Consider the following 12274-nt stretch of genomic DNA (forward strand, 5'->3'; position numbering starts at 1 on the left):
GTTGCCTCAAAACACCTGAAGTTGAGGACACTCCCATGATCGACAGCGGCTTTGAAACCACTTCGTTGCGAATGACACTGCTCCTGCTCGTGAGCTTCCAGGCGCCGGCCGCCGATGTCGATCGCATCATGGATGCGGTGGTAGCGATAGCGCCGCTGGTCATGGGCAAATATGATCGCAATGCCTATCAGTCGGCGCATGGCATCGAGCGCTACAGGCCGCTCGACGGTGCCGAAACCGAATTGCGGCGACGCCCGGGCACGGTGGAGGTTTCGTTCGAACTGCCCGATGACCAGGCACTGGCCGCCCGCGTGGTCGAGGCGATTTTCCAGGCCCACTCCTACCAGGAACCGGTGATCCGGCTCCAGCCGATCCTTGCCAGCCGTTCCAAGGGAATGGACGACCGCGCCAATCCGAATCGCTGGTGGAACACGACCGGAGACTGGAAGAAGGTTTCCGCGCCCGAGGCGGAAACCGCATGATTTGAAGCCGTTTGCCGGCCGCGGCGGGCCACATGAGCTCTGCCGGGCTTGACTTTCCGGGCGCGTTCTTTATGTGTCGCGCCAAGTTTCCCGCGTCCGGGTGTTTGCCCGTGCTCCAGCGGCCAAAACTCCACGAACATTAATGGACTGATATCATGGCCAAAGCCGCAAACATCAAGATCAAGCTTCTGTCGACCGCCGACACCGGTTTCTTCTACGTGACCAGCAAGAACAGCCGCACCAAGACGGACAAGCTGTCGTTCCGCAAGTACGACCCGGTCGCCAAGAAGCACGTCGAATTCAAGGAAACCAAGATCAAGTAATCTGGGTTTCCCCCTCCTCTGACAAAAACGCCGCCCGTTGGGCGGCGTTTTTGTTTGCACCGTGGCTGAAGTGCCTTCAACCCGGGCTGAGTCCCTCAGCCGATGCGATCGCCGCTTTTCGGATCGAACAGATGCAGCGACGCCGGATCGGCCGACAGCCGCACGATGTCGCCGGGCCTCACGCCGGCACGGCCCATGGCGAAGACGCAAAGCAGCTGGCCGGCCAGCTTGACATAGAACTGCGTCGACAGGCCGAGTGGCTCCACCACCACCACCTCGCCTTGCAGCGTGCCGTCATCCGCCAGCCGGATATGCTCGGGCCTCAGGCCGACGGTTATCGCGTCGCCATCCTTCAGCGGCAGGCCGTCCGGCAACCGCAGTGTCTGGCCGTCGGCCAGCACCGCGTCTGACTTCCCGCCGTTGCGAACCGCCGCCGGCAGGAAATTCATCCCCGGTGAGCCGATAAAGCCGGCGACGAATATGTTGGCCGGCCGGTCATAGAGATCGAGCGGCGCACCGACCTGCTGGATCATCCCGTCATGCATGACAACGATCCGGTCGGCCATGGTCATCGCCTCGATCTGGTCGTGGGTGACATAGACCGATGTGGTTTTCAGTTGCTGGTGAAGCGCCTTGATCTCCGCGCGCATGTGGACGCGCAGCTTGGCGTCGAGGTTCGACAGCGGCTCATCGAACAGGAAGACCTTGGGATCGCGCACGATGGCGCGCCCCATGGCGACACGCTGGCGTTGGCCGCCGGACAATTGCCGTGGCAGGCGTTGCAGGAAACTGTCCAGCCCGAGTCGCTTGGCAGCGCCATCCACCCTCGCATCGATCGTGGTCTTCTCCGCCTTCTTCAGGAGCAGGCTGAAGCCCATGTTCTTCGACACATCCATATGCGGATAGAGCGCGTAGGACTGGAACACCATGGCGATGTCACGGTCCTTCGGCGCGACGTCGTTGACCAGCCGCTCGCCGATACGGATCTCGCCACCGGAAGCCTCTTCCAGCCCCGCGATCATGCGCAGCAAGGTCGACTTGCCGCAGCCGGAAGGGCCGACCAGGACGACAAACTCGCCGTCGGCGATCTCAAGGTCGACCGCGTGCAGGACGCGGACGGCGCCATAGTCCTTGCGGACTTTTTCGAGTGTAACAGAAGCCATCGATCTATCCTTTGACGGCGCCGGCGGTCAGGCCGGTGACGAGATAGCGTTGCAGGAAGGCGAAGAAGATGCAGACCGGGATCAGCGCCAGGATCGACGCCGCCATCATCTGCCCCCAGTCGACGGCGAACTTGCCGATGAAAGTGAGCAGGCCGACGGCAAAGGTTTTCTGGTCGTCACTGGAAATCAGCATCAGCGCGAACAAAAGCTCGCTCCAGGCGGCGGTGAAGACAAACCCCAGCGTCGCCCCCATGCCCGGCAGCGTCAGCGGCACGATCACCTTGCGCATCGCTTGTGCGCGTGTGCAGCCGTCAATCATTGCCGCCTCTTCCAGGTCCTTCGGAATGCCATCGAAGAAGGACTGCATCAGGAAGGTGGCGAAGGCGGTGTTGAAGGCGGTGTAGATGATGATCAGCCCGGTCAGGCTGTTGATCAGACCGATCTGCCCCATCACGCGGTAGATCGGCGGAATAACCATCACCAGCGGAAAGGTCTGGGTCAAAAGCAGCATCAGCGCCAGCGCCGCCTTGCCGCGAAAGGTGAAACGCGACATCGCGTAACCGGCCAGCGTCGCAATGATCGTGACCAGCGCCGCGGTCGATACCGAGACGATGACGCTGTTGAGGAAATAGCGCGGGAAATCGGTGGCCTCGAGCACCGTGACGAAGTTCTGCAACGTCATTTGCGACGGCCAGAAGGTGATGCCCTCGGAATAGAGAAGCCGCTCAGGCGTGACCGAGATCTTCAGCGTCCAGTAGATCGGAAACAGGGCGAAAATCACATAGGCGGCGACGGCGGCGTAGAGGCCGATGCCGCCGAAGAAGCGCTGCGAGGCTGAACGTCCTGCGATCATCAGACGTGCCTCACTAATGTGCGACGAATGCCTATCAGCGCAATCGCATAGGCAATCAGCAGGACAAGCAGCAGCACGGCCACCGCCGAGGCATAGCCCTTGTCCAGCGACTTGAAGGCGCTGACATAGATGTAGACGGGCACCGTGTTGGTCGAGCCGGCCGGTCCGCCCTCCGTCATGACGAAGATCAGGTCGGCGAAGGTGGCGATCCAGATGGTGCGCAGCATGACGGTGATGGCGATGGTCGGCGCCAGGAACGGCAGCGTGACCTTGGTGAAGCGCTGCCAGGGCGAAGCGCCATCGATCGCCGCCGCCTCATGCAGCTCGGATGGAATGGATTTTAGCGCCGCCAAAAGCGTGATGGCGAAGAAGGGAATGCCGAACCAGACATTGGCGATGATCGGCCCCCACATGGCGGTTGAAGGATCGGACAGAATGTTGGTCGGCTCGGCTTTCAGCCCCAGCGCGAAAAGCCAATGCGGCAGCGGCCCGATGATCGGATTGAACAGCCAGGCCCAGGTCAGGCCCGAAAGGAAGGACGGCACCGCCCAGGGCAGGAACACCAGCGCCTGCACCACCTTGCGGCCCGGGAACGGCTTGTCGAGCAGCAGCGCCAGGCCGAGACCGAGGAAGAACTGGAAAAACAGGCTGGCCGCCGTCCACCACAAGGTATTGACAAGCGCCTGCCCCAGCACCTGATCCGACAGCATCGCCTGATACTGTCCGAGCCCGACATATTCGGACTTGAAAGCCGAGAACTTACGGAACGAATAACTGATGCCGATGACCAGCGGCACCAAAAGCACCACGATCAGCAGGATGATCGCCGGGCTGAGATAGAGCCATGGCTCGATAGCGGCATGCGATAGCCGCTTGCGACGCGGCTTGCCGGCGGATCGTATTTCGGACACGGCATAGGTCATTGGCTGCGGATCGGCTCCAGGAAGCATCGGGATAGGCAACAAGCGTCCTTCTCCTCGTTCACGGGGAGAAGATGCCGGCAGGCAGATGAGGGGCGGCGTGAGCCTTGAAATGCTTGGCCTGCCCCTCATCCGGCCTTATCGGGCCACCTTCTCCCCGTGAAACGGGGAGAAGGAAGAAGGCGTTATTTCTTGTTCTTCGCCAGCCAGTCCTGCTGTTCCTTGGTCAGGAAGGCAGCCCACTGGTCGGCGACGTCCTTGGCCGTCTTCTGGCCAAGCAGCACTTCCTGGAAATTCTTGATCGCCACCTGGTCGACGAAATTGCCGAGGTTCTCCAGATGCGTCGGCGGGGTCACCATTTCATATTTGGAGGTGTCGCTCAGCTCCGTGAACCATCCCTTGAACTGCTCGGTCTTGAAATGGGCATCCTGGTCGGCGCCCTTGTGGATCGGGACGACGCCGACTTCCTTGGCCCATTCCAGATTGTCCTTCGGCGACAGCAGCGTCGCCATGAGCTTCCAGGCGTCGTCCTTGTGCTGCGAGTTGGCAAACATCGCCCAGCCGGCATAGCCCAGCGTCGGATAGGACTTGCCGCTCGGCCCGACCGGCATCGGCGCCACCGCAAAGTCGTCGGCACTCATCTTGTCGGCGATGCCGAGCAGAGCGTCCGGATCCTGATTGAGCATGGCACAGGTGCCGGAATAGAAGCCGGTGACGGTCTCGTTGAAGCCCCAGCTCACCGCATCCTTCGGCGCCAGTCCGTCCTTGTACATGTCGGCCAGCATCTGCAGGCCCTTGACCGAGCCTTCGTCGTTGATGGTCGAGGTGCCGTCCTCGTTGAAGTAGCCACCCTTGCCCGCGGCGATGTTCATGAACATGTGCATGCCGTTGAAGGCGCCCGGCCCACCGCGCAGGCAGTAGCCATATTTGCCCGGCAGGGCCGAGATCTTCTTGGAGTCGGCGATGAAATCGTCGAGCGTCGCCGGCGGGCCGTCGAGGCCGGCCTCCTTGAACAGCTTCTTGTTCCAGAACAGCGCGTTCACATAGTAGCCGTAGGGGATCATGTACTGCGTGTTGTTGACCGTCGAGCCGAACTGCTTGGCACGGTCGCCGAGTGTCTTGGCATCGTCCCATTTGACCATGTAGGGCCCAAGATCCTCGAGCTGGGCATTGTTGGCATAGAGGCCCATCCAGCGTTCCGGCATCTCGACCACGTCGGGCGTATCGCCGGCCTGCACCATGGTCAGGAATTTCTCGAAGGCCTGCCCCCAGGGCAACGAGATCAGCTCGACCTTGACGCCGGGATTGGCCGCCTCGAACTCGGCGATCTGCTTTTTCAGGAATTCGGTGCGCGGCGGGCTGGTGATGACTTCGACCATCTTGAGGGTCGAATCGGCCAGCGCGCTCCCGGCGGAAATCGCCAGCCCCGCAACGGTGGCAAGCATGACGGTCAGTTTTTTCATGTTCAAGACTCCCATTTTGAACCCGCTTGTTATTTTCTGGCTTTTTCGAAGGCTTGGGCGACATCCGCCCAGAGGTCTTCGACACTTTCCAATCCGACATTGAAGCGGATGGTTCGGGGGCTGACGCCGAAGCGCGCCATCGAATTCAGTCCCGGCGTCTGCTCCAGCGACGCCTTGGCCGGCACGACCAGGCTTTCATGCCCGCCCCAGCTGACGCCGATGCGGAAATATTTCAGCGCGTCGACGAAGACGGGGATATCGATGTCGTCCGTCACCTCGAAGGAGAACAGTCCGGCATAGCCGGCCAGCGTCGCCTTGCCCGGGTGGTTCGAATAGACGGGATGATTGACCCGCTCGACATTGGCATGCGCCTTCAGCCGTTCGGCGATTGTCAGGCCGCTCTTCATGTGATGTGGCAGACGCAGCGGCAGCGTGCGCAGACCACGCAAGAGCAGCCAGGCTTCGAACGGCGACAGCTTGCCACCGAGATAGGAATAGGTCTGCTCGTTGATCTGCTTGATATGCGCGGCCGAACCCGCCACCACGCCGGCGACGGTGTCGCTGTGGCCGCCGAGATATTTCGAGGCCGAGTGCAGCACCAAGTCGACGCCATGCATGATCGGCTTCTGGAACACCGGCGTCGCCCACGAATTGTCGATCGTGGTGATGATGCCCTGCTCCTTGGCCAGCCGGGTCAGATGCGGCAGGTCCTGCAGCTCGAACATCATCGAGGTCGGGCTTTCCAGATAGAGCAGCTTGGCGCCGGGAAGTGCCGCCGCGACCGCATCCGGATCGGAACCGTCGACATAGTCGACCTTGATGTTGAGCCTCGGCAAAAGCCGCTCGAACAGCCGGTAGGCATCGCCGTAGCAGTTGCGCACCGCCACGATGCGCTCGCCCGCCCCGACAAAGGCGAGCACCGTGGCGCTGATCGCCGCCATGCCGCTGGAAAAGCCACGCGCGGCCTCAGCGCCCTCGAGTGCCGCCACCCGCGCCTCGAACTCCATCACCGTCGGATTGTCGCCACGCGAATAGATCGGCTGCCTGCGCTTGCCGGCAAAAGTGTCGGCCATCTCGGCATAGTTGGCGAAGGTGAACAGCGAGGTCTGGTAGATCGGCGGCACGACGGCGCCGCCCGGGAACGGCTCATCATGCGCCAGCAGCGTTGCCGCCTCGGCAAGGTAGTCGTGATCGAAACCCGATGGATGCTCGTTCATGTCTGGCTCGAAAGTTTGAGTTTGGCGGCACCGCGCTTGAGATCGTCCTCGACGGTGGCGATCAGCTTCAGCGCCTCGGCGCGCGCGCCTTGCGGATCGCGCGCAGCGATGCAATCGTAAATGGTGCGATGGTAGGGAAAGCTGGCATGGCCGAAGTCGCGCACGCCGAGTGGATGCTCCCAAAAGCGATGGAACAGCTCGTGCATGGCGGCGATGATCTGTTCGAACAGCGGATTGCCGGAGACCCGATAGATCGCCTGGTGGAATTCCCAGTCTTCTTCCGCCGACATGCCGTCGCGCGTGCGGAACGCCTGCTCCATGATGTCGAGCTTGCGCTCGATCTCGGCAATGTCGGCCGGGCTCGCCCGCTCGGCGCACAATGCCGCTGCCTCCGCTTCCAGGGCGCGGCGGATTTCAAGCGTCTGCATCAGGCTGGTGAAGTCGTTGCCGCCCGACAGCGTCAGCGGCATGTGCAGCATGTCGGGTGACACAGCCGCCTTGAGATAGGTGCCGCTGCCTTGCCGGCGTTCGACGAGACCGAGCCCTTCCCAGCGCGTCAGCGCCTCGCGCACCGTGTTGCGGCTGACCTTCAGCCGCTCGGCAAGGATACGCTCGGTCGGAAGCTTTTCGCCGGGCCGCAAGGCCTCGGCGCCGACAAAGCCCACCAACGCCTTCAGCACGGCGTCATCACGCGCCGTCGTCTGAATGGGTGGCAGGCTGTTCTGGTCCACAAATCCTCCAAGTGGTCCAATGGTCCAACCAATTTCTGCATAGATGGAAACTCCTGTCAACCGGTTGTCAGGAGGCCGCCCGCTAATTCGCGACCGGCGGCCCGAACCAAGTCGTCAGCGCATCAGCCAGCCCCTGTTGGGTTCCAACCCTAACCCAAGCCACATATCCATCGGGCCGGATCAAAACGGCCTCGGGCGCGGCGACCGTCCCGAGCACCGGAAGCTCCCAGGCACCGGCATATCTCGCGTCGATCTGCCGGACCCGATCCGCCCAAGGCGCAATGTCCAGTGTGCCTGGTTCACCGAGGTTGAGGAACATCGGCCGCGCGTCGTGCAGGAAGCTGAACAGCCGCAACGGGCCGTTGGTGGTGACCAGATCGAGGTCGGGCATTCGCCGCCCAAGGAGTGGGTGCCCCTCCCCGAGGTTGTAGTGGACACCCAGGCCGGACATCTCCGCGGCGATTCGCTTGCGGGGCTCGTCCATGCCGAGCAACTCGGCAACGGTATCGCCCAAGGCCTTGGTACGGTCGTCCATACGACGAAGCGCAACCTGCGCCATCGTGTTGCGCAACGCGCGGGCGGCGACCGGATGGCGCTCGGCGTGGTAGCTGTCGAGCAGGCCTTCCGGTGCTGTCCGGCTGACCACCTGGGCCAGTTTCCATCCCAGGTTCACCGCGTCCTGCACGCCGATGTTGAGGCCCTGTCCACCCATCGGGGGATGGACGTGCGCGGCGTCGCCGGCCAGCAGGACGCGTCCGTCGCGGTAGGCAGCGGCCTGGCGCGTCATATCGGTAAACCGGGAGATCCATGTGGGACTGTGGACCCCGTAGTCGGTGCCATAGACGGCTGTGAGCGCCTCGCTGAGATCGCGCAAAGTCGGCTCGCCGCCAGTGCTCAGTTGCCGTTCTGTCAGCACGACACGCACCGGCCCGCCCTCCTCGGTCTTGCCCATGGCATGGATACCGTAGGCGTCGCTACGAAAGCCCGATGCCGGCTCCTCCGACATCTCAACCTCCGCGATCATCCAGCTCATCGTCGAATCCCACCCCGCGAAATCGATGCCAGCTGCCTTGCGGATGACGCTGCGTCCCCCGTCGCAGCCGACGAGATAATCCGCTGTCACTCTTTGGCCGTCAGAAAGCTCGACCTCGACGCCGCTATGGTCTTGCGCGAAACCAGAAACCTCCTGTCCGCGATAGATCGGCACTCCCAGTTCGCCGACCCAGTCGGCCAGGATGCGCTCGATGTGGTTCTGCCACAGCCCGAGCACATAGTTGTGCCGGGTGGGAAAGTCGCTGACGTCCAACCGGATCATGTTGAAGCCCACGGACTGCGACCGCCGTCCTTGCGAGAGAAACCGGTCGGCGATTCCGCGCTGATCGAGAACCTCGATCGTGCGTGCGTGCAGCCCACCGGCGCGCGAGCCGACGAGTTCCTGCTTATGGCGCCGCTCGACAAGGGCGACGTCGACACCCGCCAGTGCAAGTTCGCCCGCCAGCATCAACCCTGTCGGACCACCGCCCGCGATCACCACCGCATGACGCACTCCATCTGCCGGCAACATCACACGCATTCTCATCACTCCCGTTTCCTTGGCATGGGCCGCGGTTTTACGGGAGGAGCCAGGCCTTGAAGCAAGTCCCTTGTGCGCCATATCTATGAAGTGGAGAGGGTAGCTGCTCACCCTCCCTTGATGAGCGGCAGCGAAAAACCGCCTCTTGCGAAGTGGCGGCGCGCCATTTGCGGCTGAAGCCGCCACAATCCGGTGAAACGCTATTAGATTTCGCGCACGCCAAAAGCCCCGCTTCTTTCGGGGCTTGGTACGGAATCCTTACGTCTTGATTTGAAGAAAAGGGGGCCGGTCGGCGTTTGGCAGCGGTACGAGGAGGCCACTATGTGCCAGCGCCGGCCGGCCGACCCCACGGACCCAGGAGATGCGGCGGACCTGAGCATCATGGGGTATTCTTGGGATCGAGCCGGCTGCCTACCCTCGTGCCGGCGTCGCTTGCGTCTATGGCCAGCACATTTGCGCAAGAGCTTATGAAAATCAACAGTTTCTTAACCAAGGCTCGCGAATCGCTTGGATTAAGGTAAATGGGTAACCCTGTCGGGTTGACTGGATAATCGGGGCTGGTCGTCACGCCGCCTTGGCGACGACGCGGTTGCGGCCACCGCTCTTGGCTTCGTAGAGCGCCAGGTCGGCGCGCTTCATCAGCGCCGCCACCGTGTCCACCCCCTTCAGCACGGACGACACGCCGACGCTGACGGTAACTTCGATCGTCTTGCCATCCGGACCGATCGCAAAAGGCGCCTGGGCGATTTCGGCGCGTATGCGCTCGGCGACCTTCTCGGCCACTACGCCCTCGGTGTCCGGCATCACCACGACGAACTCCTCGCCGCCGAAACGGCAGGCAAGGTCGATGCCGCGGACATTCTTGCGCAGCCGCCGCGCGAATTCCCGCAACACCTCGTCGCCACCGTCATGGCCGTACGTGTCGTTGATCGCCTTGAAGCGGTCGAGGTCGGTGATCATCACCGACAGCGGCCGGCGTCGCGCCACGGCGCGGTCGAACAGCGTCTGCAGATGGCTGTCGAGGTAACGACGGTTGTGCAGCCCGGTCAGGCCGTCGGTTACCGCCATTTCGATAGTCTGGGTGACGCTGGCGCGCAACTGGTCATTGTAGCGTTTGCGGCGCACCTGGGTGCGCAGCCGCGCCGTCAGCTCCTGCTGGTCGATCGGCCGCATCAGATAGTCATTGATGCCGAGTTCGAGGCCACGGATGATGCGCTCCTCCTCGCCCTCTTCCGCCAGCAGGATGATCGGCATGAAGCGGGTGCGGTCGAGCGAGCGCAACTGCGAGCAAAGCCTGAGCGGGTCAAAATCGGCAAAGGCGGTCGAGATCATCACGCATTCATAGGGAGTCTCGGCGGCCTGGAAGAAACCGGCATGCGGATCGCTGGCAATGTCGAGGTCCGCGCGGTCGCGCAGCATCTTCTGGATGCGCTCGACGGATGATTTGCGCTCGTCGATCAAAAGCACTTTCGGCGTGGTGTCTTCCGACGCGAAATTGCGGCTCAGCAGCTCTTCGATGCCGATGTTGCGCGTGGTCGAGGCACGCAGCCGCAACTCGTCGGTCAGCGACTTCAGCCGGACCAGGCTCTTGACGCGCGTCATCAGTTGCAGGTCATTGACCGGCTTGGTCAGGAAATCGTCGGCACCGGCCTCGAGCCCGCGCACGCGGTCGGAGACCTGGTCGAGCGCGGTGATCATCACCACCGGAATGTGCGACGTCGCCGGATCGCTCTTCAGCCGCCGGCAGACCTCGAACCCGTCCATGTCGGGCATCATCACGTCGAGCAGCACGACATCGACCTTGCCGTTCTCGCAGGTCTCGATCGCATCCGGCCCGTTGGTGGCGGTCAGCACTTCGAAATATTCGGCCAGCAGCCGGACTTCCAGCAGCCTCACATTGGCAGGGATGTCGTCGACGACGAGGATCCGCGCAGTCATTTCACAAGGCTCCGGCTCGGCTGAAAGGGCACATCAGGCATCGCCCAGATAGGATTTGATGGTCTCGATGAAACGCGGCACCGAGATCGGCTTGGAAATATAGGCCTCGCAGCCACCCTGGCGGATGCGTTCCTCGTCGCCCTTCATCGCGAAGGCGGTCACCGCGATAACCGGGATGACGTGCAGCTCGTCGTCCTCCTTCAGCCATTTGGTCACCTCCAGTCCCGACACTTCGGGCAACTGAATATCCATCAGGATGAGATCCGGCCGGTGCTGGCGCGCCAGATCGAGCGCTTCCAGACCGTTGCGGGTGCGCACGGTCTCGTAACCGCTTGCTTCGATGAGGTCCCGAAAGAGCTTCATATTGAGCTCATTGTCCTCGACGATCATCACCTTCTTAGGCATCGATATCCCGTCCCGGCCGTCCTTCCGCTCGAAAGTGGCCGTCATGCGCTCTGTCTCGGAACGCACCAAACCCTGCTTCACTCTACGGCAATATGATTGACGAAACGGAAACCTGCGGCTGACAAACAGCGCGAATTCCACCTCGACCCCTGCGCATCCAAAGGACGCGCCACGCCGGTAATGGCTTGCCGCAAGCCACTCTTGCCATTACTGCGGGAGAGACTCATTCCACACACCGAAGGTAGTGATGGCAAACGCAGCGTCAATGCGCGAAGAAGCGGAAAACATTGCCGTGAAGGCCCTGGGCTTTGTCGCCTCCGATCCGGAGCTGTTGCCGCGTTTTCTGGCGATCACCGGCATAGAGGCGCATTCGATCCGCAAGGCCGCCAGCGAGCCGGGATTCCTGGCCGGTGTTCTGCAGTTCATTCTCGCCCATGAGCCGACCCTGATGCGCTTTGCGGAGGAAACCGGCACGCCGCCAGCCTCCGTCGGCAAGGCTTTGCGCGCATTGCCGCTGGGCGACGACAACCACGAGCATTCCATATGAGCGATGATCCCGAAACGGCGCGACAGATCGAGGAACTGGCTGCCGACGACCGGCCACTGCTGGTGCTCGACGTCGACGACGTCGTGCTCGAATTCATCCGCCCGTTCCCGCACTTCCTCAAATCGCGCGGCTTTGGCCTGACTCTGGCCTCGTTCCGGCTGACCGGCAATATCGCCGAAACGGAAAGTGGCCGGCTGATCGAACAGGCGGAGGTAACCGCGCTTCTCGGCGAATTCTTCGATGCACAGGCCGACTGGCAGAGCATGACCGACGGCGCCGCGGACGCGCTGGCAGGTCTGGGCGACCGGGCCGAGATCATCTTGCTGACCGCCATGCCCCACAGGCATCGCTCCACCCGCCGCGCCCACCTGGATGCGCTCGGCCTGAACTACCCGCTCCTGACCACCGAAATGGCCAAGGGCCCGGCGCTGGCCAAGCTGCGCGGCGCCAAGGGCCGGCGCATAGCCTTCGTCGACGACCAGCCGCACAATCTCCTGTCGGCGCGCGACTCGGTTGCGGACGCGCATCTGTTCCATCTGATGGCCGACAATTCGCTGCGCGCGTTCCTGCCCCCGGTGCCGGACGACATCGTCGTCGTCCAGGACTGGCATGAAGCCGCGCCGAAGATCGCGGGCGCGCTGGGGCTCTAAATTCCGGCC

General features: G+C 62.6%; 13 protein-coding genes. 4 read left to right on the forward strand and 9 right to left on the reverse strand.

Annotation, left to right across the window (positions count from 1 at the left end):
• Nucleotides 1-35: 35 nt before the first annotated feature.
• Nucleotides 36-482: a hypothetical protein gene (locus NR193_RS08505; RefSeq protein WP_256750427.1), complete on the forward strand. Its 447-nt coding sequence runs from the start codon at nt 36-38 to the stop codon at nt 480-482.
• Between the two features lie 155 nt (nt 483-637).
• Nucleotides 638-805, forward strand: coding sequence for a 50S ribosomal protein L33 (gene rpmG / locus NR193_RS08510; protein ID WP_006201775.1), 168 nt, complete (start codon nt 638-640; stop codon nt 803-805).
• Between the two features lie 95 nt (nt 806-900).
• On the opposite strand, the gene NR193_RS08515 is transcribed toward rpmG, so the two are convergent.
• The 9 genes from NR193_RS08515 to NR193_RS08555 form a co-directional block, all read right to left on the reverse strand.
• Nucleotides 901-1968, reverse strand: a complete 1068-nt coding sequence (locus tag NR193_RS08515) for an ABC transporter ATP-binding protein (RefSeq protein ID WP_256750428.1) — start codon at nt 1966-1968, stop codon at nt 901-903.
• 4 nt (nt 1969-1972) lie between these two features.
• Complete coding sequence (locus NR193_RS08520) at nt 1973-2821, reverse strand: carbohydrate ABC transporter permease (protein WP_256750429.1); 849 nt, start codon at nt 2819-2821, stop codon at nt 1973-1975.
• Nucleotides 2821-3744 carry a carbohydrate ABC transporter permease gene (locus NR193_RS08525; protein ID WP_256750430.1) on the reverse strand — a complete coding sequence of 308 codons (924 nt, stop codon included), beginning with the start codon at nt 3742-3744 and terminating at the stop codon, nt 2821-2823. Before NR193_RS08525 ends, NR193_RS08520 begins: the two co-directional genes overlap by 1 nt.
• Before the next feature lie 182 nt (nt 3745-3926).
• Nucleotides 3927-5204 (reverse strand): sugar ABC transporter substrate-binding protein, encoded by a 1278-nt coding sequence (locus NR193_RS08530; protein WP_256750431.1) that lies wholly within the window; start codon nt 5202-5204, stop codon nt 3927-3929.
• Between the two features lie 29 nt (nt 5205-5233).
• Entirely contained in the window at nt 5234-6421 is a 1188-nt protein-coding gene (locus tag NR193_RS08535) for a PLP-dependent transferase (protein ID WP_256750432.1), read from the reverse strand.
• Nucleotides 6418-7152 carry a FadR/GntR family transcriptional regulator gene (locus NR193_RS08540; RefSeq protein WP_256750433.1) on the reverse strand — a complete coding sequence of 245 codons (735 nt, stop codon included), beginning with the start codon at nt 7150-7152 and terminating at the stop codon, nt 6418-6420. Before NR193_RS08540 ends, NR193_RS08535 begins: the two co-directional genes overlap by 4 nt.
• A gap of 82 nt (nt 7153-7234) precedes the next feature.
• The gene (locus NR193_RS08545) at nt 7235-8725 is read right to left on the reverse strand and encodes an FAD-dependent monooxygenase (RefSeq protein WP_256750434.1); all 1491 of its coding nucleotides are present in this window, start codon (nt 8723-8725) and stop codon (nt 7235-7237) included.
• 564 nt (nt 8726-9289) lie between these two features.
• Entirely contained in the window at nt 9290-10663 is a 1374-nt protein-coding gene (locus tag NR193_RS08550; RefSeq protein WP_256750435.1) for a PleD family two-component system response regulator, read from the reverse strand.
• Nucleotides 10664-10696: 33 nt separating this feature from the next.
• Complete coding sequence (locus tag NR193_RS08555) at nt 10697-11113, reverse strand: response regulator (protein ID WP_306280002.1); 417 nt, start codon at nt 11111-11113, stop codon at nt 10697-10699.
• Nucleotides 11114-11315: 202 nt separating this feature from the next.
• Between NR193_RS08555 and NR193_RS08560 the strand changes: the two genes are divergently transcribed.
• Both NR193_RS08560 and NR193_RS08565 read left to right on the forward strand, forming a co-directional pair.
• Nucleotides 11316-11615, forward strand: a complete 300-nt coding sequence (locus tag NR193_RS08560) for a DUF3572 domain-containing protein (RefSeq protein WP_256750436.1) — start codon at nt 11316-11318, stop codon at nt 11613-11615.
• Nucleotides 11612-12265, forward strand: coding sequence for a DUF2608 domain-containing protein (locus tag NR193_RS08565; RefSeq protein ID WP_256750437.1), 654 nt, complete (start codon nt 11612-11614; stop codon nt 12263-12265). Before NR193_RS08560 ends, NR193_RS08565 begins: the two co-directional genes overlap by 4 nt.
• The last annotated feature ends 9 nt before the right edge of the window (nt 12266-12274 follow it).

Source organism: Mesorhizobium sp. Mes31 (genome assembly GCF_024519675.1).
Taxonomy (GTDB): Bacteria; Pseudomonadota; Alphaproteobacteria; order Rhizobiales; family Rhizobiaceae; genus Mesorhizobium.